Source organism: Nocardioides pini (genome assembly GCF_026712185.1).
Classification (GTDB): Bacteria; Actinomycetota; Actinomycetes; order Propionibacteriales; family Nocardioidaceae; genus Nocardioides; species Nocardioides pini.
In genome coordinates this window covers 61,514-85,827 of sequence record NZ_JAPPUX010000005.1, presented here as the reverse complement: position 1 = coordinate 85,827, position 24,314 = coordinate 61,514, and the positions used below count along the sequence as shown (strand labels likewise).

The window sequence follows — 24,314 nt, the reverse complement described above, 5'->3', positions numbered from 1 at the left end:
GCTCGCGGTAGGAGTCGCCACGGGGCTCCGCACTCGACGCGATCAGCAGAACGCCTGACGGCTGCCGCGGGCCGTGCGACGCTGGCGCCCGCAGAGGACACGGGGGCACGGGCATGAGGTCGGTCGGGGTGGCGTACGTCGTCGCCTGCGCGGCGGCGCTCGCCGCGTGCGGAGGCGCAGGAGCGGACGCGCCCAGGGACGCCTCGGTCGAGGACTTCTGCGCGGCCAAGGGCTGGATGGTGGCCGAGGGGATGGACCGCTTCCTCGCCGCCGGACGGCCGTCCGAGACCGAGCTCGTCGGGCTCGTCCACGAGTGGGGGACCGAGCTCACGCGCGTCGGGACACCCGACAACATGTCCGCCGACGCGAGAGCGGGCTTCGAGGCGTTCATCGACCGGCTCGAGGGACTCGAGGCCGGTGACATCGAGTCGGGCTCCTTCAACTGGGAGGACGGGGCGTGGGAGGACGACGAGGAGACGTCGTTCGCGCACTACGTCACCAACACCTGCCCGTGACGCGGGTCAGCGGGGGACGCGGACCAGCAGGCGCCCGTGGATGCACTCCATCCAGAGCTCGCGACCCTCGCCGATGGAGTCGCCGTCGAGCTGGCGGGGGGTGTCGGCGGACGCCTTGATGCGCACGCGCGAGCCGGTGCGGCGATCGAGCGTCTCGTCGACGACGGGGCTCTTGCGCAGCACGCGCATCGCCACCGTGATCCACGACAGGAACTGGCGCGGGTGGATGATCACCACGTCGAGGATGCCGTCGTCGAGGGTGGCGTCGGGCAGCAGCGGCATGCCGGCCTGGAGGAAGCCGACGTTGCCGACGACGACCGTGCGCGCGCGGTGGAGGGTGGGCTCCTCGTCGTCGATCTGGATCTCGACCTTCACGGCCGGGAACATCAGCGACCGCAGCCCGGAGACGACGTAGGCCACCCAGCCGATCCTCTTCTTGATGTCCTCGTTGACGCCCTCCATGATCGCGGCGTCGAAGCCCATGCCGGCCATCACCATGAAGTGGGTGTCCTCGATGCCGTCGCCGCCGACCTCGACCATGTCGATGGCCCGGTCCTGGCCGTTGAGGGCGACGTCGATCGCGGAGCGGATGTAGAGCGGCACGCCGAGGTTGCGCGCGAGGAGGTTGCCCGTGCCCGCCGGGATGATGCCCACCGGGATGCCGGTGCCGGCGAGCTCGGCGCAGACCTCGCGCACCGTGCCGTCGCCACCGCAGACCATGACCAGGTCGGCCCCGGAGACGGCGGCGCGCTCGGCCATGCCGGTGCCGGGGTCCTCGACGGTGGTGTACTGCCAGGTCGGCTCGGACCAGCCGGACTCCGCGGCCATCGCCGAGACGAGCGAGCGGAACTGGCCGACGTCCTCGACCTTGATCGGGTTGAGGATGACGGCGAGCCGCTTCTCCGAGGCGTACACCTCCGGCAGCGGCTCGACCCTCGCCGCGGTCGAGCGGGGCCGCGGGTCGATGAAGGCGAGCGCGAGCAGGAAGACCGCCAGGGCCAGCAGCGAGCCCCCGATGACGTCGGTCGGGAAGTGCCGACCGAGCAGGACGCGGTCCAGGCAGACGAGCAGCCACCACGCGACGACGACCGCGATGCCGAGGCGGCGCAGGCTCGCGCGACGGACGAACAGCACGAGCAGCATCACCAGCAGTGCGGCGAAGGCCGCCGTCGACGAGGCGTGGCCCGAGGGGAAGCTGAAGTTGCTGTGCAGGCCGAGAGTGTCCTGCCAGTCCGGGCGGTCGCGGCCGAGGAAGCGCTTGAGGACGGTCGTGGCGATCGAGGTCACCGTCATCACGACCACCACCAGCAGGGCCGCCCGCCGGTGGCGGCGCAGCAGGAGCACGCCCGCGAGCACGATGGTGAGGACGGTCATCCCGACCGTCCCGAAGGCCGCCTCGATGACGCGCAGGCCGTCGACGAGCACGGCGTGGTCGTCGGCCCAGTCCTCGAGCTGCCGGCCCTCGACGTCGAACGCGTCGAGCGGGGCCCGGTCGCGGGTCACGAGGAAGGCGAGCACCGCGAAGAGGGCGGCCGCGAGGGCCGCCCCACCGAGAGCACGGTTGCGGGAGGCGGGAGTCACCCGCGAAGTATGCCCAAACCCGATCGTGTGCCCCACGCCCCTCCGGATAGCCTTCCCCTGTGACCCCACCCCACGACGAGCCTCGCTTCGCTCCCCTCGCCGCAGGGACCCCGGCATGATCGATCCGCGCCTGCTCCGTGACGACCCCGACCGCGTGCGCGCCGCCCAGGCCAAGCGCGGCCTGTCCGACGACGTGGTGGACCGGGCGCTGGCGGCGGACTCCGCGCGACGGCGGGCGATCGCCGACTTCGAGGCCAAGCGCTCGGAGCAGAAGGCCAGCGGCGCGCTCGTCGCCAAGGCGCAGGGCGAGGAGAAGCAGGCCCTGCTCGCGCAGGTCAAGGAGCTGGCCGCGAGCGTCAAGGAGGCCGAGGCCGCGCGCAACGCCGCCGAGGCCGAGTGGGACGAGGCCATCAAGGCCATCCCCAACGTCGCCGCCGACGAGGCGCCCGCGGGCGGCGAGGACGACTTCGTCACGCTCGAGCACGTCGGCACCCCGCGTGAGTTCGACTTCGAGCCGCGGGACCACATCGAGCTCGGCAGGATGCTCGGGGCCATCGACCTCGAGCGCGGCGCCAAGGTGAGCGGCTCGCGCTTCTACTTCCTCACCGGCGTCGGCGCGCAGCTCGAGCTCGCGCTGGTCAACATGGCGATGGACCAGGCCCGCCACGCCGGCTTCACGCAGGTGATCGCCCCCTCGCTGGTCAAGCCCCGCGCGATGGAGGGCACCGGCTTCCTGGGCCAGGCCGCCGACGACGTCTACCGCATCGAGGGCGAGGACCTCTACCTCGTCGGCACGAGCGAGGTCGCGATGGCGGCCTACCACTCCGACGAGATCCTCGACGCCGCCTCGCTGCCGCGCCGCTACGCCGCCTTCAGCCCGTGCTTCCGCAAGGAGGCCGGCTCGCACGGCAAGGACACGAAGGGGATCATCCGCGTCCACTGGTTCGACAAGGTCGAGATGTTCGTCCACACGACCGTCGAGGAGTCGTACGCCGAGCACCAGAGGCTGCTGGCGTGGGAGAAGGAGTTCCTCGACAAGCTCGAGCTCGCCTACCGCGTCATCGACGTCGCCGCGGGCGACCTGGGGCTCAGCGCGCAGCGCAAGTTCGACTGCGAGGCGTGGATCCCCACCCAGGGCAAGTACCGCGAGCTCACGTCGACCTCCAACTGCACCGACTTCCAGGCCCGCCGCCTCGACATCCGCACCCGCGACGCCCAGGGCCAGACCCTGCCGGTCGCGACCCTCAACGGCACGCTCACGGCCATCACGCGCGCCATCGTGGCGGTCCTCGAGACCCACCAGAACGAGGACGGCTCCGTCACGGTGCCGCAGGCGCTCCGCCCGTACCTCGGCGGCCTGGAAGTGCTGAAACCCCTTGGCTGACTGGACTCCTCGCGTCGTCGCGCTGGACATCGACGGCACCCTGCTCAAGTGGGTCGACGGGCAGAGCGAGGACTACGAGACCATCAGCGAGCCGGTGCACGACGCGGTCCACCGCGCCCTCGACGCCGGTGCCCACATCGTGCTGGCGAGCGGTCGCTCGCCCCACGGCATGACGACCATCGCCGACCTCCTCCACCTCCCGCGCGAGGAGTCCGACCGGCTCTGGGTCGTCGCGTCCAACGGCGCGGTGGTCTTCCGCTACCCGCCGATGGAGGTCGTCCACGAGGAGACCTTCGACGCCGCCCCGGCGGTCGCGGCGGTGCTGGAGCACCACCCGCGGGCGTTGGTCGCCGTCGAGGAGCGTGAGGTCGGCGGCTACCGCGTCAACCGCGTCTTCCCCGAGGGCGAGCTGTCCGGCGAGCAGCTGATCACCCACGTCGACGACATCGTCGGCGAGCCCGTCAGCCGTGTGATCGTCCGCGACCCCGAGGCGACCGCCGACGACTTCATCGAGCTCGCGGCCAAGCTCGGCCTGCACGGCACCGACTACGTCGTCGGCTGGACGGCCTGGCTCGACCTCTCCCCGGTGGGGGTGTCGAAGGCGTCGGGCCTCCAGCACGTCTGCGACCAGCTCGGCCTCGGCGCCGACGACGTGCTCGCGATCGGTGACGGCCGCAACGACATCGAGATGCTCCGCTGGGCCGGGCGCGGCGTGGCGATGGGCCAGGCCGTGGACGAGGTCATCGCCGCCGCCGACGACGTGACCGCCAGCGTCCACGACGAGGGCGCCGCGGTCGAGATCTCGCGCTGGTTCCCGCAGGACTCCTGACCGTGGACGAGGGCGTCACCTTCACCGCGGAGCTGTGGCGCTGGTCGGCGCGCGAGGGGTCGGCGGACACGGGCGCCTGGTGCTTCGTGACGCTGCCGCTCGACCTCGCCGACGAGGTGCGCGAGCGAGCGGGTGAGCCGCGCGGATTCGGGTCGGTCAGGGTGCGGGTGCGGGTCGGCACGACCACGTGGGACACCAGCGTCTTTCCCGATGCCGCCAGCGGCAGCTACGTCCTGCCGGTCAAGAAGTCGGTCCGCTCTGCGGCGGGCGTGACCGAGGGTGACCCGCTGACCGTCACCCTCCTCGTCCGGGATGACACGTGAGCGTGCACCGGCTGGTGGCCACGGACCTCGACGGCACGCTGCTCGACTCGCAGGGACGGGTCTCGGCGCGCACCCGTGCGGTGCTCGACGAGCTCGACGCCACCGGCGTGCCCGTCGTCTTCACCACCGGTCGCCCCATCCGCTGGATGGAGGAGCTGTGGGAGGCGGTCGGCGGGCACGGCCTCGCGATCTGCAGCAACGGCGGGATCGTGTACGACGTCGCGCGCCGCGAGGTGCGCACCGCCCGGACCATCCCGGCCGAGGTGCTCCTCGCGGTGGCCGAGCGGCTGCGCGCGGAGGTGCCGGGCACCGTGTTCGCGCTGGAGAGGACGACGGGCTTCGCCAAGGAGCCCGACTTCATGCCCCGCCTGGCGGTCAACCTCGCCCCCGACGTGCCGACGGGCCCGCTCGAGGAGCTGGTCGACGACGACGTCGTCAAGCTGCTGGCCCGCCACGAGGACCACGAGCCCGAGCCCTACTGGGAGCTCGTGGCCGGCGTCCTCGGCGAGCAGGTCGTCACGACGTGGTCGTCGGTCGGCACGCTCGTGGAGATCAGCGCGGCCGGCGTCACCAAGGCGTCGACCCTGGCCACGGTCGCCGCGGAGATGGGGCTCGGTCCCGACGAGGTGGTGGCGTTCGGCGACATGCCCAACGACCTGCCCATGCTGGAGTGGGCCGGCACGTCCTACGCCATGGCCAACGCCCACCCGACGGTGCGCGAGCTCGCCGACCACCTCGCGCCCCACCACGACGAGGACGGGGTCGCCACGGTGCTCGCCGACCTCTTCGACCTGTCTCGCTAGGCTTCCCGCCATGATCCGTGCCGTCCGACTCGCTGCCGCACTGCTCCTCGCGTGCCTCGGCCTCGCGTTGACGGTCCAGGCCCCGGCCTCCGCGGCCGACTGCACGTGCCAGCAGAGCGGCCGGCTCGAGAAGCAGGTGGAGCGCGCTGACGCGGTCTTCATCGGCACGGTCGACAACGTCGAGGTCGCCGCCAACGACCACACCTACGACGTGACCGCCTCGCGTGCCTACCAGGGCTCGCCCGAGCGCTCGACGCAGGTCTTCTCGGCCGGCGGCAAGAACGCCTGCGGCCTCGGCGAGCTGGCCGTCGGCACCTCCTACCTCTTCCTCGCCACCGGCACCGAGGCTCCCTTCGAGGCCGACAGCTGCGGCGGCACCAGCGTGGCCAACCCGACGAAGGTCGCCAAGGTCGAGGCGCTCCTCGGCGAGGGCACGTCCGTCGAGCCGCCCCCGCCGCCGACCGCCCAGCGCACGCTGGTCGAGGACTCCCCACCCGCCGGCTTCGCCCGCGCGGCGGCTCCGGGTGCGGCGGCCGTGGTCATCGGCCTGCTCGGCCTCGTCGTCGTACGCCGCCTCGCGCGCTGACGTGGTGCTGGCTCGCCTGCTCGCCGTCATGGCGGTGCTGGCGGGTGGCCTGGTCCTGGGACCGGTGGGGCCGGCCGCGGCGTGCAGCTGCGTGAGCGACGACCCCGCCGAGCTCGCGCACCGCGCCGAGGTGGCCTTCGTGGGGGTGCTGGACAGCCGGCGCGCGGACGACCGGGTCGTCGCCCACCTCTTCACGGTCGATGAGGTCCGCTCTGGCGACGTACGCCGCCGCCAGGACGTCGTGACCCCCCGCGGCGGCGAGGCCTCGTGCGGGGTCGAGTGGCCGACGGGGGTCAGGATGGTGGTGCTGGCGCACGTGGACGAGGACGGCAGGGTCGCCTCCGACCGGTGCAGCGGCTCGGTGCCCGACACGGCTGCGACGTACGACGCCACGGTGGAGGCGCTGGGCGAGCCGCACGACCCGCTGCCGGGACGGTCGATGGTCGCCCTCGACACCACCAGCGGTCAGGGACTGCTGTGGTCCGCCGCGCTCGTCGGTGTCGTCGGCGCGCTCGGGATGCTCGTCGTACGACGCCTCGCACGCCGAGCCGGGTGAGGCGTCAGAGGTACATCCCGCCGCGGCTGCCGGCGGAGTCGTCGTCGCCCCCGCCGGTGGGCATGGTGGGCATGCCGGTCGGCTGCTGGGCGGCGGGGCCGCCGTGGCCCGCCGGGAGCGCGCGGCGCATCTGCTCGAGCTGGGCGCGCGAGGCCATCTGCTGGGCGTAGATCGCGGTCTGGATGCCGTGGAACAGGCCCTCGAGCCAGCCCACGAGCTGGGCCTGGGCGATGCGGAGCTCACCCTCCGACGGCGTGCCGTCCTCGGTGAACGGCAGCGACAGCCGCTCGAGCTCCTCCACGAGCTCGGGCGCGAGACCGGTCTCGAGCTCCTTGATGGAGGCGGCGTGGATGTCCTTGAGGCGGTTGCGGCTCGCCTCGTCGAGCGGCGCGGCCTTCACCTCCTCGAGCAGCTGGCGGATCATGCTGCCGATCCGCATCACCTTCGCCGGCTGCTCGACCAGCTCGGTGATGTGGCGCTCGCCGTCGCCGTCCTCGTCGTCACCCGCGTCGGCGCCCTGCGTCATCGCCGGGAGCGCGCTCGCCGGGATCGTGCCGATGGGCTGGCCGTCGGGGCCGACGACCACGACCTGGTCCTCTTCCCCCTGGCCGGTGGGACCGCCGGTGGGCTCGGGCTGCTGCTGGTCGCTCATGGTCCAACCCTAGGGCCCGCCCGGTGGCGGCCCGTCCGGCCCGAGGGCTCAGAGGGTCAGGACGATCTTCCCGGCGCGCCCGCCGTCGTCCATCAGCTGGTGGGCGCGGGCGACCTCCTCGAGCGGGAGGGTGGTCTCGACGATGGGGCGCACCTGGCCGGACGCGACGAGCGGCCAGACGTCCTCGACCACCCCGCAGCAGATCTGCGCCTTCTCGGCGAGCGGGCGGGCGCGGAGCGAGGTGGCGGTCACGGACGAGCGCTTGCGCAGGAGGGCGTTGATGTCGAGCTCGCCCTTCGAGCCGCCCTGCATCCCGATGATGACCAGGCGGCCGCCGGTGGCGAGGGCGGAGACGTTGCGGCCGAGGTAGGACGCCCCCATGTTGTCGAGGATGACGTCGGCGCCGCCGGCCTCGGTGAGCACCTCGACGAAGTCCTCGTCGCGGTAGCTGATCGCCCGCTCCGCGCCGAGCGAGCGGCACAGCTCGAGGGTCTCCGGGGACCCGGCGGTCGTGTAGACCTCGGCGCCGCGGGCGGCCGCGAGCTGGATCGCCATCGTGCCGATGCCACCGCCGCCGCCGTGCACGAGGAAGCGCTCCCCCTTCGCGAGGTGGGCGGTCATGAAGACGTTGGACCAGACGGTCGCCGCGACCTCGGGCAGGCAGGCCGCCTCGACGAGGGAGACGCCGGACGGAACCGGCATGACCTGACCGACGGGCACGGCCACGCGGGCGGCGTACCCCCCGCCGGCGAGCAGCGCGCACACCTCGTCACCGACCTTCCAGCCCTCGACGCCCTCGCCGAGCTCGGCGATGCGGCCGCTGCACTCGAGCCCCAGGACGTCGGAGGCGCCGGGCGGCGGCGGGTAGAAGCCCTGCCGCTGCAGGGTGTCGGCCCGGTTGACGGCGGTGGCGACCACGTCGAGCAGCACCTCCCCGGCGGCCGGGCGCGGGTCGTCGACCTCGCCGACGGACAGGACGTCGGGCCCACCGGACCCGGTGGCGACGGCAGCACGCACGTGATCAGTCCTCGTAGAGGTCGCTGGAGTGGTCGACCGAGGAGTCGTCGGGCACCTCGTCGTCGATGTCGTCGGGGTCCTTCGCGTCGGCCGGCCGGTCCCAGCTCTCGGCGAGCTGCTGGGCGCGCGCGGCGAGCCGCTCGACCTGCTCGGGGTTCGCGTCGCCCGCCCCGACCGCCACCCCGAGGAGGTAGGCGGTGATCGGCGCCGCGGTCCTCTGCACGTTCTGCGCCGCCACGCGGGCGAGGTCGAGGACCAGGCCCTCGTCGACCTCGGTCTCGACGTCGAGCACGTCGGCGAGCTCGTCGATCCAGTCGTGGAGATTCACGAGGCCAATGTCTCGCACCCCACCCGCGTGCGGCAAGGGAGGCCGGTCAGCGCCGCAGGTCCCGCAGGTCGGCCCACGAGTCGACGTCGACCGCCTCCTCGCCGGTCGCCGGCACCTCGGCGAGGTCCAGCCGCGCGAGCAGCCGGTGCAGCGCCATCCCGTGCTGACCCTCGCGGTCGGGTCGTACGACGTCCAGGCGGGCCGCGTCGAGCACCCCGGCCAGCTGGCGCCGGCCGTCGCCGTCGACCAGGAACGCACCGTCCCGGCCGGCCGCCGCCTCGCGCAGGCGGCGCATCGTCGCCGCGGTGACCCGCGGCATGTCCACCGCGAGGACACCGACGAGGCGTGGCTCGCGCAGCAGCGCGTCCACCCCGGTGAGCAGCCCGGCCACCGGCCCGCCGCGGGGCGGGTCCTCGACCACGAAGGTCACCGGTCGCGCGGTCCGCACGGTGTCCGGTCCGACCACCACGACCTCGTCGGCGTCGAGGAACGCATCGACGGCGTACGCCAGGAGCGAGCGGCCGGCCAGCTCGACGGACGCCTTGTCGACGCCGTCCATCCGCGCGGCCGTGCCGCCCGCGAGCACCACGCCGCAGAAGCCGCCGGCGGTGAGGTCGAGGTCCATGCGGGCATCCTCGCAGCCGCGCGAGCGCCGGACGGCGGCCGCCGGGCGACCGCTCTACGCTGGGAGCATGGCCCCCACCCCACGGTTGAACGAGCAGCTGCGCGTGCGCGTCCACCAGTGGGCGAGCGGACTGGACCCGGACGCCAACCGCGCCCGCCTCGCCGAGGTGGAGCCGGGAGCCGACCTGGTCGTCCTGCCGGAGGCCTTCGCCCGCGACTTCGGCCAGGCCGGGTCCGACGTCAGTCCCTTCGCCGAGCGGGTCGACGGGCCGTTCGCCCGTGAGGTCGCGCGCGTCGCCGACGCCACCTCCGCCACCGTGGTGGCCGGGATGTTCGAGGTCGCGGACGACCCCGCCCGACCGTTCAACACGCTCGTCGCGGCCGGCCCCGACCCGGCGACGTACCGCAAGATCCACCTCTACGACTCCTTCGGCTACCGGGAGTCCGACCGCCTCACGGGCGGCGCCGTCGAGCCGGTGGTCGTCGACGTCGGCGGCTGGCAGGTCGGGCTGATGACCTGCTACGACCTGCGGTTCCCCGAGCTGGCGCGGCGCCTGGTCGACGCGGGCGCCGAGGTCCTCGTCGTGCCGGCGGCGTGGCTGCCCGGCGACCGCAAGGTCGCGCACTGGCGCACCCTGCTCGCCGCCCGGGCCATCGAGAACACCTGCTTCGTCGTCGGCGCCGGGCAGCCCGAGCCGCGCTACGTCGGGCACTCCGCGGTCATCGGCCCGCTGGGGGACGTCCTCGCCGAGGCCGACGGCTCCGAGCAGGTCGTCGACGCCGTCCTGGACCGCGCCGACCTCGACGAGGCCCGCCGCACCAATCCGTCGCTGGCCAACCGACGGCTGTAACCTGCTCCGTCGTGCCTTCCCCCTCCTCCGACAGCACCCGCGGGTCCTCCCGCGGCAAGCGGGCTGCCGAGCGCCCGCCCTCGCGGCTGCGGCTGAAGCGGAAGGCGCCGCCCGCGCCCGAGCCCGCCCCGGTGGTCCGGGACGAGGCCGCAGCACCGGCCGCCGAGCCGGCCGCCCCGGTCACGCCGGTCACCCCGCCGCCGCCGACCCCGACGCCCGCGCCCGTCGCGGAGCAGGCCCCTGCCCCGACCGCCGAGCCCACCGCCGGCACGCCGGACGAGACCGGAGCCGACGGACCCCGTCGGTCGCTGCTGGCCTTCTGGTTCGGCGTCCTCATCCTCGGCGCGGCAGCACTGGGCTGGTCGGCCCTCAGCGGCACGCTGAGCGACATCCCCGCCGTGGGCGACACGGGCACCGCACCCGCGTGGCTCGACGGCGTCGGCGCCACGGCCGTCGTCACCGCGCTCTCCTGGCTGCTCGCGACGCGCACCGCCGGCCGCGCGCTCGTGTCCGCCGGCCTGGCGCTGGTCCTCGCCGTGGCGAGCCTCCTCGTGGGTGGGCGCGTGCTCCCGACGGGCGCGGCGGTGATGACCTGCGTGGTCGGCAGCGTCTACGCCGTCATGGTGACGGTGCCGGCGATCACCGGCTGGAAGGCGATGCGCGAGGCGCTGGTCGCCGCCCTCGTCGCCGCGGTCACCGCCTTCGCCGCGGTCGGCTTCGAGCCCACCGTGGCGATCGAGCGCTTCGAGATCGTCTCGCTCCTCCTCGCGCTCGTCCTCGTGCTCGCGATCGTCTACCGCCTCGGCGCGGGCCTGCACGGCCTCGGGCGGCGCGGGATGATCGTCGTCGCCATCGGCCTCGGCGTCCTCTTCGCGACGCTGGCGTACGCCGAGCTGCTGCGGCGCTACGGCGCCCAGAGCTTCGTGTCGTCGGTCCTCGACTTCGCCGACTCGACCGCGGCCCGCATCGGGGCGTTCCCGCGGCCGCTCGTGGTCCTGCTCGGCATCCCCGCGCTGGTGTGGGGCACCCACGTCCGCGCCCGCCGGCGCCAAGGGTGGTGGTTCTGCGCCTTCGGCGTCGCCGCCACCGTGCCGCTGGCGACGGGGCTCGTCTCGCCGGACACCTCCTACCTCGAGGCCGGCCTGCGGGCGGCGTACTCCCTCGTCCTGGGCCTGCTCATCGGCTGGCTCGTGATCCGCGCGGACCTCGCCCTCACCGGGCCGAAGGGACGCGGCGGACGCCGCGCCGAGGAGGCGGGTCCGCACCGTCCCGAGCCGCGCCGCTTCGCCGAGCTCTGAGCCCTGCCAGGCAGGAGATCGGGGTGTACGCCCGGGTAACCGCTAGCGTCGGGCGCATGGCCCGCCCCACCTCCCTCGAGATCGTCTCCGAGCTGGTCGCCAACGTCCTCACCATCGAGGTCGCCGAGGGCGACCGCGTCGAGGCCGGCGACACCGTCGTGCTCCTGGAGTCGATGAAGATGGAGATCCCGATGCTGGCCGAGCGCGCCGGCACCGTCACCGCCATCAGGGTGACCGAGGGCGACGTCGTGCAGGACGGCGACGTCCTGGTCGTGCTCGACTGACCCGGCCCTCGCTAGTGTCGGAGAGATGGAATTCCGATACCTCGGCAACAGCGGACTGAAGATCTCCGAGATCACCTACGGCAACTGGCTCACCCACGGCTCCCAGGTCGAGAACGACGTCGCCACCCAGTGCGTGCGCGCGGCGCTCGACGAGGGGATCTCGACGTTCGACACGGCTGACGTCTACGCGAACACCGCAGCGGAGACCGTGCTCGGCGAGGCGCTGAAGGGCGAGCGGCGCGAGTCGCTGGAGATCTTCACGAAGGTCTACTGGCCGACCGGTCCGAAGGGCAAGAACGACACCGGCCTGTCACGCAAGCACATCATGGAGTCGATCAACGGCTCCCTGCAGCGGCTGCAGACCGACTACGTCGACCTCTACCAGGCCCACCGCTACGACGTGGAGACCCCGCTCGAGGAGACGATGCAGGCCTTCGCCGACATCGTGCGACAGGGCAAGGCGCTCTACATCGGCGTCAGCGAGTGGACCGCCGACCAGATCCGCGCCGGCGTGGAGCTGTCGAAGGAGCTCGGCTTCCAGCTGATCTCGAGCCAGCCGCAGTACTCCATGCTGTGGCGCGTCATCGAGGACGAGGTCGTGCCGACGTCGAAGGAGCTCGGCGTCTCGCAGATCGTCTGGAGCCCGATCGCGCAGGGCGTGCTGACGGGCAAGTACAAGCCCGGCCAGGCCCCGCCCGAGGGCTCGCGCGCCACCGACACCAAGGGCGGCGCCGACATGATCTCGCGCTTCATGCGCGACGACGTGCTGGCCGCGGTGCAGGACCTCGAGCCGGTCGCGAAGGACTGCGGCCTGACCATGGCCCAGCTCGCGATCGCCTGGGTGCTGCAGAACGACAACGTCGCCGCCGCCCTCGTCGGTGCCTCCCGCCCCGAGCAGGTCGCCGACAACGTCAAGGCCGCCGGTGTGACGCTCGACGCGGACGTGATGTCCCGCATCGACGACGCCCTCGGCTCCGTCGTCGTGCGCGACCCCGGCAAGACCGCCGAGGGGATGCCGAAGGCCCGCGTCGTCTGAGGTCTGCCTGCCCGGCGCGCCGCCTGGAGTCACCGGATATCCGGTGACTCCCGACAGATCGTGGAGTCCTCGAGCCACCAGGTGGCACCAGGACTCCACGATCTGTCAGGGGGCGTGACCGGCGGCCCAGCCCGCCCCGACCTCGCGCGTGCGGCGTACGTCGCCCGCGGTGACGTCGTGGGTCGTCCAGGTGTGCGGAGCCGGCACGTCCACGACCTCGCGCAGCCGGTGGTCGAGGTCGACGTGGGACTCGGGTGACGGGACGTCGGACAAGCCCGTGCGCGCGGCGATCCGGCGGCGGACCGTGTCGGGGTCGCTGAGCAGGGCGAGGAAGTGGACGGTCTCGTCCTCCACGGCCGCGAGCACCTGGTCGGGCAGGCAGATGCACGGCACGACGGGCACCAGGCCGTTGGTCCTGACCTCGCGGCAGACCGCGAGCGCGTGGCGCCAGAAGCCGACGTAGTCGCGCCGGCCGTACGACGTCGCTGCCGCGCCGCGGCCGAGGACGTCCCCGTCGATCACCACCAGCCCGCTGCGGCCCCGGAGGTGGTCACCGATCGTCGACTTCCCGGTCGCCGCCGCGCCGGTGACGACCAGCACCGACCTCGGTTCGTCCACGGGGCGACCGTAGACCACCGGCGTTCGCCGGGTCAGGCCGCGACCCGGGTCACCCGGTAGCGCACGAACGCCGGCACCGCGAGGGCGGCGAGGACCGTGCCGATGATCACGAGCACCCCGCCACCTGCGGCCGCGACGGCGGCGCCGGTCACCGCGGCGGTCGCGCCGTGCAGGACGTCGGCGACGCGCGGGCCGCCGGCGACCACGACGATGAAGATCCCCTGCAGCCGCCCGCGCACGGAGTCGTCGGCCGCGGCCTGCAGCATCGACGTACGGAAGGCGGCGGAGGCCATGTCGGCGGCGCCTCCGACCGCGAGCATCAGCACCGCGATGCCGAGGAACAGGGCGGGGGCGAGCGGCGCGAGCATGGCGGCGACGCCGAAGCCGACCATCGCCACGCCCCACACGAGGATCGACACGATCACGGCCAGGCCCTGCCGCTCCACGCGTGACACCCACCCGGACAGGACGCCGCCCACGACGGCGCCGGCGGGGATCGCCGCGAAGAGCAGCGCGAAGGCCACGCCGCCCTCGCTCGGACCGCCGAACGCGACGTCGGCCAGCTCGGGGAACAGCGCCCGCGGCATGCCGAAGACCATCGCGATGATGTCGACGACGAACGACATCATCAGCACCGGCTGGGTGCGCAGGTAGCGGAAGCCGTCGACGACCGCGCCGATCCCCGGCGTCACGGTCACGCCCATGACCGGCAGGGGCGGGAGGCGTACGACGGCCCCGAGGGTCGCGAGGAGCGTGATGCTGTCGAGCAGGTAGAGCCACGAGAAGCCGACGAGCGGGATGAGCGCCCCGCCCACCAGCGGCCCGGCGATCCCGCCGGCCTGCATGACGGTCATGTTGAGCGAGTTCGCCGCGGGCAGCAGCTCCGCGTCGAGGATGCGCGGCAGGAGCGCCGACCGGGTGGGCTGGTTGACCGCGAAGAACGCCTGCTGGATCGCGAAGAGGGACAGCAGCAGCCACACGTCGTCGCCCCCGAGCGCCGCCTGGAGCCAGAAGGCCGCGCTCGTCGCGATCAGGCCGGTCGTGGTGATCAGCAACAGGGTCCGCCGGTCGAAGACGTCGGCGAGCGCGCCGCCCCAGAGCCCGAAGACCACCAGCGGGACGAGGCCGAAGACGCCCGTCAGCCCGACGTACGCCGACGAGCCGGTCGTCGCGTAGATCTGGGCCGGCACCGCCACGACGGTCAGCTGCGCCCCCACCACCGTGATGATGTTGGCCCGCCAGAGCCGTCGGAAGTGCGGGTTGGCGAGGGGGCGGGTGTCCGCCAGCAGTCGCCTGTCCACCTGCGCAGGCTAGGTCAGGCGTGGTCGGCCCCTGTCGGGGTGGTGCCCGTCAGTCGGACGAGGAGCCGGACGAGGAGCTGGACGAGGAGCTGGACGAGGACACCTGGTCGCCCCACGCCGCCCGCGCTCCCGAGTCACCCACCCGGTAGACCTGCACCGTCGCGGCGAGCCCGGCGACGAGCTGCTCCCGCGCCGCTGACGGGCAGTCAGGTTGTCGGCAGGTCCGGTGACCCACGCTGGTGCGGAGCAGGTCCGCCTCCCCCCGTGGCGGACCTGCTCGCCAGACCGGGTCAGGTCGGGGCCGGGGGAAGGTACGGCGAGCGGCCCAGGAGCCGCGTGACGATGACGCCGGTGACGGTCATCGCGAGTGCGATGCCGGCGAGCACGACGAGCTGGAACTGCGCTGCGACGGCGGGACTGGCGCCACCGAACAGCGCGCCGACGAAGGCGCCGGGCAGGGTGACGAGGCCGGTGGAGCGGGTCTGGTCGAGGCTCGGGAGCAGCGACTCGCGCACCGCCTCCTGCCCGATCTCCAGGTGCGCGTGGGACGGTGTCGCGCCGAGCGACAGCCACGCCTCCACCTCGTCGCGACGGTGCCGGACGCCCCGCAGGAAGTTGCGCCCCGCCAGCGTCGCGGCGCTCATGGCGTTGCCGATGACGATGCCGGCGACAGCCACGAGGTAGCGGGGTTCGAGGTCGACCAGCTGCAGCAGGAACACGAGCGACAAGGCCACCCCTGCGCCCACCACCACTCCGGTGACCGCCGCCCGGCGGCCGTGCCACAGCTCGCTGAGCCGTCCGGACGCGGTGGCGGACGCCGTCGCGAGCATGAGGCCGAGGAAGGCGACGACCGTCCACGGAACGGCCAGGATCCCGCGCAGCAACAGCGCGACGATGCTGAGCTGGAGCACCGCGCGGGCCAACGACGTCAGAGGTGTCCACCCCAGCCCCACCCCGGACCGCCACGCGACGAAGACCGTCGCGAGGACGACGACCAGCAGGCCGGCGCCGAAGCGGGCGTAGTCGAGGACGTCGGTCACCACCCGGCCGACGGTAGCCGCCGGACGACCCCGGCCCGCTAGCATCGTCGCGTGGCGATGAGATCGGAGACGACCGGCCTGGCGGCCGAGGCGGCCCTGTTCCACGCCCTGTCCGACCCGTCGCGGCTGCTGATCGTGCGGCACCTCTCGCTCGGCGAGCACCGCGTCGTCGACCTCACCGCGCACCTCGGGCTGGCGCAGAGCACGGTGTCGAAGCACCTGGCCTGCCTCCGCGACTGCGGCCTGGTCACCTCGCGCCCCGAGGGCCGGGCGTCGGTGTGGTCGCTGACCCGCCGCGAGGAGCTGCTCGAGGTGGTCGCGACCGCCGAGCGCCTGCTCGCCCTGACCGGTGTCGGCCCGGAGCACCACTACGAGGAGCGCCACCCCTGACCGTGCCCCTGAGGCGCCGCCCTCAGAGCAGCGACGACCAGTAGGACCAGAAGCGCTCGAGGATGAGCAGCACGACCACCACGTAGGTGCCGAACACCAGCGGTGCCCGCCAGTCGCGCAGACCGTCCGCGAGCCGTCCGTCCGGGTCGTTGCCGAGTGCGCCGGCTGCCGCGTTGCGCGCCGTGACGTACCAGAAGAGCGGGATCACGACCGCCCACACGACCATGCAGTAGGGGCACAGCGCGCCGATGCGGTAGAGGCTCTGGAAGACGAGCCAGCAGATGAACGCGAAGGCCACCGTCACCCCGGCCTGGAGGCCGAGCCAGTACCAGCGCGCCAGCCGGGCGCCGGCGAGCAGGACCGCGGCCGTCGTGATGACCACCGGGAAGGTCGCGACACCGATGATCGGGTTGGGGAAGCCGAGCAGCGCCGCCTGCGCTGACTCCATGACGTTGCCGCAGCTGAGGACCGGGTTGATGCTGCAGGTCGGCACGTAGTCGCTGTCCTCGGCCAGCCGGATCCGCTCGACGAGCAGCACCGCGGAGGCGACGAAGCCGACCAGCCCGCCCACGAGCAGCCCGAAGGCGAGCGGCCGCTCCTGCGGCTCGTCGACGTCGGCGAGGTCGCCGACGGTGAGGGGGGTGCTCATGGCGCGCGGTCTCCTGAGGACGGCGGGGCGGGTCGGCACCATCCTCCGACATCGTCCAACAGGTCCGGCCGGCCGGGGTTTGACTCGGCATCGCCGGATGGCGATGATGTAGACAGACGACGATGGGGGTACGGCGATGGGCGCGGGTCACGGGCACGGCCACGCTGGTGCCCGCCACCGCTGGCGGCTCGCCGTGGCGTTCGGTCTCGTGGCGGGCTTCCTCGCCGTGGAGCTCGTCGTCGGGCTGACGACCGGGTCGCTCGCGCTCATCTCCGACGCGGGCCACATGGCCGCCGACGTGGTCGCCCTCGGCGCCGCGCTCGTCGCCACGAAGATCGCCTCCCGCCCCGACGGCACGGGCCGGCGCACCTACGGCTCCTACCGCGCCGAGGTGTTCGCCTCCGGCCTGACCGTCCTGATCATGCTGGGGGTGTCTGCCTACGTCGTCGTCGAGGCCGTGCGCCGCATCGGCGAGTCCGTGGAGGTGGCCTCCGGCCCGCTCCTGGTGGTCGGCGCCCTCGGGCTGGCGGTCAACCTCGTCTGCCTGGTCCTGCTGCGCGGCGGCGCCTCCGAGTCGATCAACGTCAAGGGTGCCTACCTCGAGGTGATGGCGGACGCGGCCGGCAGTGTCGGCGTCCTGGCCGCCGGCGTGCTGGTGCGGGTCACCGGCGACGGGTGGTGGGACACCGTCGTCGCCGTGGCGATCGGGGTCTTCGTCGCGGTGCGTGCCGTGCTGCTCGGTCGCGAGGTGCTGGCCGTGCTGGGCCAACACGCCCCGCACGACGTCGACCTCGAGGCCGTCGTCCGCGACCTGGAGGCGGTGTCCGGCGTCGCCGAGGTCCACGACCTGCACGCCTGGACGCTGACCTCGGGGATGAACGTCGCGACCGCCCACCTCGTCCTCCGGGTGGGCGCCGACGCGCAGGTGGTGCTGGCCGCCGCCGGTGCCACGCTGCGCGAGGACCACGGCATCGAGCACGCGACGCTCCAGGTGGAGGCGCACCCCGCGAAGGCGTGCCACGCAGCCACCTGGTGAGCGTGCCCGACGCTGCTGACACACTGGGGCCCGGCCGCCCGATCGTCGTGGCGCCGAGGACGGGGGACCGGGTGACCGAGGCGGCAGCGACGACGATCGAGCACCCGGTGACACCCACCCTGGCCAAGACGGCCAACGTCCTCGCGAAGGGCGCGCTGGTCCTGCTGCTGGCCTTCGCGGTCCTCTACCCCGACCAGGCCAACCTGCGCGACAAGGCCGCCGGCATGCGGGCCGTCGGCTACCCGCTGATCTCCTTCACCGTGCCGGTGCTGTGGTGGGCGCTGTGGCGCGACCGCATCTCGTTCCCGTGGCTGCCCGACCTGCTCATCACCCTCACCTGCTTCACCGACATCCTCGGCAACCGGATGGACCTCTACGACACCGTCGTGTGGTTCGACGACTGGATGCACCTCATGAACACCGGTCTCCTCGCGGCGGCGTTCATCCTCCTCACCCTGCCGCGCGACGTCGGGTTCGGCCGCGTCCTGGAGCGTGCGCTCGCCTTCGGCGCGACGGCGGCCATCGCGTGGGAGGTCGCGGAGTTCTTCGCCTTCATCAGCCGATCGACCGAGCGCGAGTTCGCGTACGCCGACACGCTGGGCGACCTGTCGCTCGGCACCGCCGGCGCCCTGGTCGCGGCCGTCGTGCTCCACCTGGCGTGGGGCCGCGGGTTCCTGCTGCACCCCCAGCCGCTCACCTGACCTCGTGGCACGGCAGGTGAGCGCGACTTTGTCGAGCGAGTCGCTTGACTTAGCGTTCGCGAGGCGGTGAGGTGCTGCCATGTCCGCCTCCACCGGGACCACGCGCGACGTGATCCCGCTCCGCGAGGCCGCCCGCGCCTGGTTCGCCATCTCGCTGCAGACCTTCGGCGGACCGGCGGGCCAGATCGCGGTCATGCAGCGCACCCTCGTCGAGGAGAAGCGCTGGATCGGCCAGCAGCGCTTCCTGTTCGCGCTGTCCTACTGCACCCTGCTGCCCGGACCGGAGGCGCAGCAGCTGGCGACGTACGTCGGCTGGCTGCTCAACGGCGTCAGGGGCGCGCTCGTCGCGGGCCTGCTCTTCATCCTGCCCGGCGTCGTCGCCCTCCTGGTCCTGTCCGCCGTCTACGTCGGCTACGGCGACACCACCCTCGTCGAGGCGCTGTTCCTCGGCCTCGCCCCTGCCGTCATCGCGATCGTGGTCCAGGCGGTGGTCCGGGTGGGGCGCAAGGGGCTCGGCCATCCCGCGCTGGTCGTCCTCGCGGTGGCGTCGTTCGTCGCCCTGACCTTCTTCGACGCATCGTTCCCGGCCGTCGTGCTCGTCGCGGCAGTCGTGGGGTGGGCGCTCGGTCGCCGGCTGCCGGGCCTCACGCGGCCACCGGGCTCGGTCCTCGACGACGGGCCGCCGCCCCTCGTCAGCGACGACCAGCTGCACACCGAACGACCGTCCGGCCGTCGGGCCGTGCTCACCCTCGTCGTCGGGCTGGTCGTGTGGTTCGCCCCGGTCGCGGGTGCGGCGCTGCTGTTCGGCCGGCAGAGCACGTTCGTGGACCAGGGCCTGTTCTTCTCGGGGGCGGCGATCGTGACCTTCGGCGGTGCCTACGCCGTGCTGGCCTACGTCGCCCAGCAGGCCGTGGAGGTCTACCACTGGCTGCTGCCGGGCGAGATGGTCCGTGGCCTGGCGCTCGCCGAGACGACCCCCGGGCCGCTGATCATGGTCGTCCAGTTCGTCGCCTTCGTCGGCGCCTACCGGGCCCCGGGGGACCTCGACCCGTGGGTCGCCGCCGTCGTCGCCTCGCTGCTGACGACGTGGGTGACGTTCGTCCCCTGCTTCCTCTTCATCCTGCTCGGGGCGCCGTACGTCGAGCGGCTGCGGGGCAACCGCGACCTCGCCGCCGCGCTGGCCGGGATCACCGCGGCGGTCGTCGGCGTCATCGCGAGCCTGGCGGTGTTCTTCGCCCTGCACACCCTCTTCGGCGAGACCGCGCGGTTCACGGCCGGGCCGCTCGACGTCGAGTACCCCGTTCCGGGGTCCCTCGAGGTGGCGGCACTCGGGATCACGGCGCTGGGCTTCGCCCTCGTCTTCTGGCGCCGGTGGTCGGTGCTCCGCACGCTGGGTGCCTGCGCGCTCGCGGGCGTGGTCGTCGGGCTCGCGACCTCGATCTGACCCGGCCTACGCGTCCTCGGGCAGGCACTTCTGGGCGACGTAGGGCACGACGTCGGCGATCGAGTCGACGACCTTCGTCGGCCGGTAGGGGAAGTCCTGCACCTGGTGGCGCTCGGTGGCGCCGGTGGCCACCAGCACGGTGCGCATGCCGGCCTCGAGACCGCTGATGATGTCGGTGTCCATCCGGTCGCCGATCATCACGGTGGTCTCGGAGTGGGCGTCGATGCGGTTGAGCGCGCTGCGCATCATCAGGGGGTTGGGCTTGCCGATGAAGTAGGGCTGACGTCCGGTCGCCGTGCTGATGAGGGCCGCGACCGACCCGGTCGCCGGGAGCATGCCCTGGGCGCTCGGTCCGCTCGGGTCGGGGTTGGTGGCGATGAAGCGCGCGCCGTCGTTGATCAGCCGGATCGCGCGCGTGATCGCCTCGAACGAGTAGGTGCGGGTCTCGCCGAGCACGACGTAGTCCGGGTCCTGGTCGGTCATGACGTAGCCGATGTCGTGGACCGCCGCGGTCAGCCCCGTCTCGCCCACGACGTACGGCGACCCGCCCGGGCGCTGGTCGTCGAGGAACTGCGCGGTCGCGAGCGCCGACGTCCAGATCGACTCCTCCGGCACGTCGATCCCGCTGCTGCGGAGCAGGCGCACGCGCAGGTCGCGCGGGGTGAAGATCGAGTTGTTGGTGAGCACCAGGAAGGGCACGCCCTGCTCGCGGAGCTCGCTGATGAACTCCTTGGCGCCCGGGATCGGGTCCTCCTCGCGCACGAGGACGCCGTCCATGTCGGTGAGCCAGGTGTGGACGGCGCGAGGTTCGGTCACCGGACCATTGTGGTGCACGAGCACGACGTCATGGGAACCTCCGGCCCGGACCGGGATCCCCATGACGTCCGTGGTCACCGCGCCACGTGGGCGCCCGGGCGCTCAGCGACGGGCCCGTCGACCGGCTCGTCGTGCGGCTCGTCGTGCGGCCCGTCGTGCACCGGGTGGCTGCGCTCGAGCTTCGCGCCCTCGACGTCCACGTCGGGCAGGATCCGGTCGAGCCAGCGCGGCAGCCACCACGCCGCCTCGCCGAGCAGGTGCATCGCGGCCGGGATGAGCAGCATCCGGACGACGAACGCGTCGAGGAGCACCCCGAAGGCCAGGCCGAAGCCGATCGGCTTGATCGTCGCGTCGTGGCTGAAGATGAAGCCCGCGAACACCGAGATCATGATGATCGCCGCGGCCGTCACGACCGAGCGCCCGGCGCGCAGGCCGTGCTGCACGGCGACCCTCGCCGGGGCGCCGTGGGCGTAGGCCTCGCGCATGCCCGACACCAGGAACAGCTGGTAGTCCATCGCCAGGCCGAAGAGGATGCCGGTGGCGATGATCGGCAGGAAGCTCAGCACCGGTCCCGGGGTGTGGACGCCGAACAGGTCGCCGAGGAAGCCGATCTGGAAGATCGCGGTGATGCCGCCGAAGGCCGCCAGCAGCGACAGCACGAACCCGAGCGTCGCGGTGATCGGCACCAGGATGGAGCGGAACACCAGCACCAGGATGAGCAGGGACAGCCCGACCACCAGGACCAGGTAGGTCGGCAGCACGTCGGCGAGCTTGTCGGAGATGTCGATCCCGGCGCTGGCGTTGCCGGCCACGCCGAGGGTGGCCTCGCCCCCGGAAGCGGTGGTCGGGGTCAGGGTCCTGAGGTTCTGGACCAGCTCCGCGGTGGACTCGCTGGACGGCGATCCCTCCGGGACCACCTGGAAGGCCAGCGCCGACCGGTCCTCGGACACCCCGATCGGCACGACGGCCTCGACGTTCCAGACGTCGCCGATCTGCTCGCCCACGGTGGCCTGCTCGGCGAGCACGTCGTCCTCGGCGATCGCCCCGGGCAGGTCGGCGACGACCAGCAGCGGTCCGTTGGACCCCTCACCGAGCTTCTCCGCCTGGACGTCGTACGCCTGGTAGGCAGCCGAGTCCGGCGGCTGGGTGGAGCCGTCGGGCAGGCCGAGCCGCATCTGCGTCGCGGGTGCGGCCACGACGAGCAGGGCGACGACGCCCAGCCCGAGGACCGTCCAGGCGCGGGTGTTGCTCATCGGGCGGTCGCGGTCGGTGATCGCCGCGTCGTGGGTGAGCTCGCCCGCGGCCAGCCGCTCCCGCTCGCGGCGGCGCAGGACGCGCGGGCCGACGAGCGAGAGGATCGCGGGGGTCAGGGTGACGGCCATCAGGATGGCGACCAGCACGGCGACGGCGCCGACCGTGCCCATCAGGCCGAGGAACCCGACGCCGGTGATGTTGAGCGCGAGCAGCGCGACGATGACGGTGACGCCGGCGAAGACGACGGCGTTGCCCGAGGTGCCGTTGGCCAGCCCGATGGACTCGTGCAGGTCGGCGCCCTGCTGCAGCTGCCGGCGGTGGCGGTTGATGATGAAGAGCGAGTAGTCGATGCCGACGGCGAGGCCGAGCATGACGCCGAGCACCGGCGTGACGGACACGAACTCGACCATGCCCGAGAACGACAGCGAGGCGAGCGACGCGACACCGACGCCCAGCAGGGCCGTGACGAGCGGCAGGGCCGCGCCGAGCACGGTCCCGAGCATGACGAACAGGACGATCGCGGCGATCACGACGCCGGCGACCTCGCCCGGGCCGAGGATGGACGGAACGGTCTGCGCGATGTCCTGCGAGGGGTAGAGATCGACCCCGTCGATGCCCGCGTCGGCCACGAGGTCCTCGATCTCGGTCTTCACCTCGGTGGTGACCTCGTTGGTGGAGACGTCGAAGGTGACGTTGGCGACCGCGGCGCTGCCGTCCTCCGACACGGTGCGGAAGCCGGACGAGAGCCGGGACAGGGTGGCGCCCTGCTCCAGCCGCGGCGCCTGCTCCTCGACCTTGGCCTGCTGGCGGTCGACCTCGGCCTGGCCGTCGTCGAGCTGCTGCTCGGCGTCCTCGAGCTGGGGGCGGATGGCGGCGAGGGTGCCGTCCCGGCGCGCCTGGGCACGCTGGTCCTCCAGCAGCTGGCGGCCGCCGTCGATCTGCGCCTGCGCGTCGCGGAGCTGTCCCAGGCCGTCGTTGAGCTGGCGGCGGCCGTCGGCCACCCGCTCGGCCGACGCGTCCAGGTCGTCCTGGGTGGCGAACGGGTCGGACACGTCCGACACGGAGTCGACCTCCTCGAGCCGGTCGAGGAGGGCGAGCACCTCGCGCTGCTGGGCGGCGGTGAAGGCGCTGCCGTCGGTGGTCTGGGCGACGATCGAGCCGTTGCCGCCGCCCGTGCCCTCGAAGTCGTCCTCCAGCTGCTGGGACACCCGCGTCGTGGGGGTGTCGGGGAGCGTGATGTTCGACGACAGCGCGCCGGCGAAGGACAGGTAGGTCACCACGGTGACGGCCAGGACCGCCAGCCAGGCGCCGATGACGGCCCAGTGGCGGCGGGCCGCGAAGCGACCGATGCGGTAGAGGAGCTCAGCCATGGTGGCGGCGTGCCTTTCGTTGCGGGAGGAAGTCAGGGGGAGTCAGGAAGTCAGGGGGAGTCAGGAAGTCAGGGGAGTCAGGGCGCGGTCGGGGAGCCGGGTGGCTCGGCTCGGTGTGCCCCGGGGCGGAGCCGCTCCAGGACGCGGTCGAGCAGGGCGTCCCAGTCGGTCCGGGCCCCGGCCGGCACGTCCGGTGCCAGGTCGGGGTGCTGCTCGAGCCACAGGCCGGCGATGGTCACGATCCCGCTGAAGAGCAGCGCGAGGTCGAGCTCCAGGTCGACGGGGTCCAGGCCGGGTGCGCGGTGGACGAGCTGCGCGCGCAGGCGACCGCCGACGTGGTCGAACGCGGTCCGCGAGATGCGTTGCGCCCGCTCGTCCCCGATCTCCGGGCAGCCGAGGAGGCGGTGGATGGTCGCGATGGCCGTGGGCAGGTCGACGACGCGGGTGGCCTCCGCCATCGCGTCGAGGGCGGCCCGGCCTCCCGCCGCGCCGGACGGCAGGTCGGCCGTACGACGCTCGACCTCGCCGAGCAGGGCCACCGTCGCCTCGGCGAGGATCTGCTCGCAGACCGCCACGAGGAGCTGGTCGAGGCCGGCGACGTGGTTGAAGACGGTTCGTCGGGACACCCCGGCGACCGCGGCGACCTGCTCGACGGTGAAGCCGTCGGGGCCGTGCTCGGTGGCCAGCGTGCGGGCGGCGTCGAGGATCGCGCGCCGCCGCTCGGCGCGCAGCGCGCTGCGGCCGTCGACGGGCGGGGTGGTGGTCACGTCCCCATTGTTGCACTCAGTGCAAATAGAGTCGCATCGGCGATCTCCGAGGGTGGACGGCCGGCCGGGAACGACCAACGGCACGGCCCCTGCGAGGGCCGTGCCGCAGTCGCGCTGGTGATGCGTGGTTCCACCGCCGCTGGGGGGACCGGATGTCGGCGGGAGGACGACGTCCGGGGACGGTGACGAGCGCGACGGAACGCGACCGTCGTGCCCAACCACGGGTGGGACGGGCCGGGTCGCGCGCCATGACGCGGGTCC

27 protein-coding genes are annotated in these 24,314 nt (G+C 73.1%); 15 read left to right on the top strand and 12 right to left on the bottom strand.

Annotated elements, in window-relative coordinates:
* Window positions 1-113 precede the first annotated feature (113 nt).
* Window positions 114-515: a hypothetical protein gene (locus NYO98_RS17270; protein ID WP_268112987.1), complete on the top strand. Its 402-nt coding sequence runs from the start codon at window positions 114-116 to the stop codon at window positions 513-515.
* Between the two features lie 6 nt (window positions 516-521).
* Here the strand turns inward: NYO98_RS17270 and NYO98_RS17265 are convergent, their stop codons facing one another.
* Entirely contained in the window at window positions 522-2,096 is a 1,575-nt protein-coding gene (locus NYO98_RS17265; RefSeq protein ID WP_268112986.1) for a YegS/Rv2252/BmrU family lipid kinase, read from the bottom strand.
* Between the two features lie 115 nt (window positions 2,097-2,211).
* Here NYO98_RS17265 and serS point away from each other — a divergent pair, with 115 nt between their 5' ends.
* From serS to NYO98_RS17235, 6 genes are read left to right on the top strand one after another with little or no spacing between them, the layout of a single operon-like run.
* Window positions 2,212-3,480, top strand: a complete 1,269-nt coding sequence (serS, locus tag NYO98_RS17260; RefSeq protein WP_268112985.1) for a serine--tRNA ligase — start codon at window positions 2,212-2,214, stop codon at window positions 3,478-3,480.
* A complete protein-coding gene (locus NYO98_RS17255; RefSeq protein WP_268112984.1) occupies window positions 3,473-4,309 on the top strand; it encodes an HAD family hydrolase in 837 nt (278 codons plus the stop codon). Before serS ends, NYO98_RS17255 begins: the two co-directional genes overlap by 8 nt.
* Before the next feature lie 2 nt (window positions 4,310-4,311).
* Window positions 4,312-4,632: a DUF1905 domain-containing protein gene (locus NYO98_RS17250; RefSeq protein WP_268112983.1), complete on the top strand. Its 321-nt coding sequence runs from the start codon at window positions 4,312-4,314 to the stop codon at window positions 4,630-4,632.
* Window positions 4,629-5,435 carry an HAD family hydrolase gene (locus NYO98_RS17245; protein ID WP_268112981.1) on the top strand — a complete coding sequence of 269 codons (807 nt, stop codon included), beginning with the start codon at window positions 4,629-4,631 and terminating at the stop codon, window positions 5,433-5,435. The genes NYO98_RS17250 and NYO98_RS17245 overlap by 4 nt, the downstream gene beginning before the upstream one ends.
* 10 nt (window positions 5,436-5,445) lie before the next feature.
* On the top strand, window positions 5,446-6,021 hold the full coding sequence (locus NYO98_RS17240; RefSeq protein ID WP_268112980.1) for a hypothetical protein: 576 nt from the start codon (window positions 5,446-5,448) through the stop codon (window positions 6,019-6,021).
* A gap of 4 nt (window positions 6,022-6,025) precedes the next feature.
* Window positions 6,026-6,577 carry a hypothetical protein gene (locus NYO98_RS17235; RefSeq protein WP_268112979.1) on the top strand — a complete coding sequence of 184 codons (552 nt, stop codon included), beginning with the start codon at window positions 6,026-6,028 and terminating at the stop codon, window positions 6,575-6,577.
* A gap of 4 nt (window positions 6,578-6,581) precedes the next feature.
* Here the strand turns inward: NYO98_RS17235 and NYO98_RS17230 are convergent, their stop codons facing one another.
* The 4 genes from NYO98_RS17230 to mobA are packed head-to-tail and all read right to left on the bottom strand — an operon-like array spanning window position 6,582 to window position 9,199.
* On the bottom strand, window positions 6,582-7,229 hold the full coding sequence (locus NYO98_RS17230; RefSeq protein WP_326494459.1) for a bacterial proteasome activator family protein: 648 nt from the start codon (window positions 7,227-7,229) through the stop codon (window positions 6,582-6,584).
* Window positions 7,230-7,277: 48 nt separating this feature from the next.
* A complete protein-coding gene (locus tag NYO98_RS17225) occupies window positions 7,278-8,246 on the bottom strand; it encodes an NAD(P)H-quinone oxidoreductase (protein WP_268112978.1) in 969 nt (322 codons plus the stop codon).
* A gap of 4 nt (window positions 8,247-8,250) precedes the next feature.
* On the bottom strand, window positions 8,251-8,574 hold the full coding sequence (locus NYO98_RS17220; protein WP_268112977.1) for a DUF6457 domain-containing protein: 324 nt from the start codon (window positions 8,572-8,574) through the stop codon (window positions 8,251-8,253).
* Between the two features lie 46 nt (window positions 8,575-8,620).
* Window positions 8,621-9,199, bottom strand: a complete 579-nt coding sequence (gene mobA / locus NYO98_RS17215) for a molybdenum cofactor guanylyltransferase (RefSeq protein WP_268112975.1) — start codon at window positions 9,197-9,199, stop codon at window positions 8,621-8,623.
* 67 nt (window positions 9,200-9,266) lie between these two features.
* Here mobA and NYO98_RS17210 point away from each other — a divergent pair, with 67 nt between their 5' ends.
* From NYO98_RS17210 to NYO98_RS17195, 4 genes are read left to right on the top strand one after another with little or no spacing between them, the layout of a single operon-like run.
* Window positions 9,267-10,049 (top strand): carbon-nitrogen hydrolase family protein, encoded by a 783-nt coding sequence (locus tag NYO98_RS17210; protein ID WP_268112974.1) that lies wholly within the window; start codon window positions 9,267-9,269, stop codon window positions 10,047-10,049.
* 11 nt (window positions 10,050-10,060) lie between these two features.
* Entirely contained in the window at window positions 10,061-11,347 is a 1,287-nt protein-coding gene (locus NYO98_RS17205) for a hypothetical protein (RefSeq protein ID WP_268112973.1), read from the top strand.
* Between the two features lie 56 nt (window positions 11,348-11,403).
* The gene (locus tag NYO98_RS17200) at window positions 11,404-11,631 is read left to right on the top strand and encodes a biotin/lipoyl-binding carrier protein (RefSeq protein ID WP_268112972.1); all 228 of its coding nucleotides are present in this window, start codon (window positions 11,404-11,406) and stop codon (window positions 11,629-11,631) included.
* A gap of 25 nt (window positions 11,632-11,656) precedes the next feature.
* Complete coding sequence (locus NYO98_RS17195) at window positions 11,657-12,667, top strand: aldo/keto reductase family protein (RefSeq protein ID WP_268112971.1); 1,011 nt, start codon at window positions 11,657-11,659, stop codon at window positions 12,665-12,667.
* Window positions 12,668-12,772: 105 nt separating this feature from the next.
* On the opposite strand, the gene NYO98_RS17190 is transcribed toward NYO98_RS17195, so the two are convergent.
* From NYO98_RS17190 to NYO98_RS17180, 3 genes are all read right to left on the bottom strand, one after another.
* Window positions 12,773-13,285: a nucleoside/nucleotide kinase family protein gene (locus NYO98_RS17190; protein ID WP_268112970.1), complete on the bottom strand. Its 513-nt coding sequence runs from the start codon at window positions 13,283-13,285 to the stop codon at window positions 12,773-12,775.
* Between the two features lie 32 nt (window positions 13,286-13,317).
* Window positions 13,318-14,586 carry an MFS transporter gene (locus tag NYO98_RS17185; protein WP_268112968.1) on the bottom strand — a complete coding sequence of 423 codons (1,269 nt, stop codon included), beginning with the start codon at window positions 14,584-14,586 and terminating at the stop codon, window positions 13,318-13,320.
* A 290-nt stretch (window positions 14,587-14,876) separates the two neighbouring features.
* Window positions 14,877-15,629: an ABC transporter permease gene (locus NYO98_RS17180; RefSeq protein WP_268112967.1), complete on the bottom strand. Its 753-nt coding sequence runs from the start codon at window positions 15,627-15,629 to the stop codon at window positions 14,877-14,879.
* Window positions 15,630-15,683: 54 nt separating this feature from the next.
* Here NYO98_RS17180 and NYO98_RS17175 point away from each other — a divergent pair, with 54 nt between their 5' ends.
* A complete protein-coding gene (locus NYO98_RS17175) occupies window positions 15,684-16,016 on the top strand; it encodes an ArsR/SmtB family transcription factor (protein WP_268113543.1) in 333 nt (110 codons plus the stop codon).
* Window positions 16,017-16,038: 22 nt separating this feature from the next.
* On the opposite strand, the gene NYO98_RS17170 is transcribed toward NYO98_RS17175, so the two are convergent.
* The gene (locus NYO98_RS17170) at window positions 16,039-16,665 is read right to left on the bottom strand and encodes a vitamin K epoxide reductase family protein (protein ID WP_268112966.1); all 627 of its coding nucleotides are present in this window, start codon (window positions 16,663-16,665) and stop codon (window positions 16,039-16,041) included.
* 136 nt (window positions 16,666-16,801) lie between these two features.
* Between NYO98_RS17170 and NYO98_RS17165 the strand changes: the two genes are divergently transcribed.
* The 3 genes from NYO98_RS17165 to chrA all read left to right on the top strand — a co-directional run bounded on the left by NYO98_RS17165 (window position 16,802) and on the right by chrA (window position 19,846).
* On the top strand, window positions 16,802-17,701 hold the full coding sequence (locus NYO98_RS17165; RefSeq protein WP_268112965.1) for a cation diffusion facilitator family transporter: 900 nt from the start codon (window positions 16,802-16,804) through the stop codon (window positions 17,699-17,701).
* 71 nt (window positions 17,702-17,772) lie between these two features.
* The gene (locus tag NYO98_RS17160; RefSeq protein ID WP_268112964.1) at window positions 17,773-18,402 is read left to right on the top strand and encodes a hypothetical protein; all 630 of its coding nucleotides are present in this window, start codon (window positions 17,773-17,775) and stop codon (window positions 18,400-18,402) included.
* A gap of 79 nt (window positions 18,403-18,481) precedes the next feature.
* Entirely contained in the window at window positions 18,482-19,846 is a 1,365-nt protein-coding gene (chrA, locus tag NYO98_RS17155; RefSeq protein WP_268112963.1) for a chromate efflux transporter, read from the top strand.
* Between the two features lie 6 nt (window positions 19,847-19,852).
* Here the strand turns inward: chrA and NYO98_RS17150 are convergent, their stop codons facing one another.
* The 3 genes from NYO98_RS17150 to NYO98_RS17140 form a co-directional block, all read right to left on the bottom strand.
* Window positions 19,853-20,623 carry an HAD-IIA family hydrolase gene (locus NYO98_RS17150; protein ID WP_268113542.1) on the bottom strand — a complete coding sequence of 257 codons (771 nt, stop codon included), beginning with the start codon at window positions 20,621-20,623 and terminating at the stop codon, window positions 19,853-19,855.
* A gap of 113 nt (window positions 20,624-20,736) precedes the next feature.
* Complete coding sequence (locus tag NYO98_RS17145) at window positions 20,737-23,286, bottom strand: MMPL family transporter (protein ID WP_268112962.1); 2,550 nt, start codon at window positions 23,284-23,286, stop codon at window positions 20,737-20,739.
* A 77-nt stretch (window positions 23,287-23,363) separates the two neighbouring features.
* Complete coding sequence (locus tag NYO98_RS17140) at window positions 23,364-24,053, bottom strand: TetR/AcrR family transcriptional regulator (protein WP_268112961.1); 690 nt, start codon at window positions 24,051-24,053, stop codon at window positions 23,364-23,366.
* Between the last annotated feature and the right edge of the window lie 261 nt (window positions 24,054-24,314).

What these genes read in the sequence shown, in the direction of transcription:
- NYO98_RS17270 (WP_268112987.1), top strand. Translation starts at nt 114, where the DNA reads ATGAGGTCGGTCGGGGTGGCGTACGTCGTCGCCTGCGCGGCGGCGCTC.
- NYO98_RS17165 (WP_268112965.1), top strand. Translation starts at nt 16,802, where the DNA reads ATGGGCGCGGGTCACGGGCACGGCCACGCTGGTGCCCGCCACCGCTGG.
- NYO98_RS17175 (WP_268113543.1), top strand. Translation starts at nt 15,684, where the DNA reads ATGAGATCGGAGACGACCGGCCTGGCGGCCGAGGCGGCCCTGTTCCAC.
- chrA (WP_268112963.1), top strand. Translation starts at nt 18,482, where the DNA reads ATGTCCGCCTCCACCGGGACCACGCGCGACGTGATCCCGCTCCGCGAG.
- NYO98_RS17195 (WP_268112971.1), top strand. Translation starts at nt 11,657, where the DNA reads ATGGAATTCCGATACCTCGGCAACAGCGGACTGAAGATCTCCGAGATC.
- NYO98_RS17210 (WP_268112974.1), top strand. Translation starts at nt 9,267, where the DNA reads ATGGCCCCCACCCCACGGTTGAACGAGCAGCTGCGCGTGCGCGTCCAC.
- mobA (WP_268112975.1), bottom strand. Translation starts at nt 9,199, where the DNA reads ATGGACCTCGACCTCACCGCCGGCGGCTTCTGCGGCGTGGTGCTCGCG.
- NYO98_RS17230 (WP_326494459.1), bottom strand. Translation starts at nt 7,229, where the DNA reads ATGAGCGACCAGCAGCAGCCCGAGCCCACCGGCGGTCCCACCGGCCAG.
- NYO98_RS17170 (WP_268112966.1), bottom strand. Translation starts at nt 16,665, where the DNA reads ATGAGCACCCCCCTCACCGTCGGCGACCTCGCCGACGTCGACGAGCCG.
- NYO98_RS17200 (WP_268112972.1), top strand. Translation starts at nt 11,404, where the DNA reads ATGGCCCGCCCCACCTCCCTCGAGATCGTCTCCGAGCTGGTCGCCAAC.
- NYO98_RS17150 (WP_268113542.1), bottom strand. Translation starts at nt 20,623, where the DNA reads ATGGACGGCGTCCTCGTGCGCGAGGAGGACCCGATCCCGGGCGCCAAG.
- serS (WP_268112985.1), top strand. Translation starts at nt 2,212, where the DNA reads ATGATCGATCCGCGCCTGCTCCGTGACGACCCCGACCGCGTGCGCGCC.
- NYO98_RS17240 (WP_268112980.1), top strand. Translation starts at nt 5,446, where the DNA reads ATGATCCGTGCCGTCCGACTCGCTGCCGCACTGCTCCTCGCGTGCCTC.
- NYO98_RS17145 (WP_268112962.1), bottom strand. Translation starts at nt 23,286, where the DNA reads ATGGCTGAGCTCCTCTACCGCATCGGTCGCTTCGCGGCCCGCCGCCAC.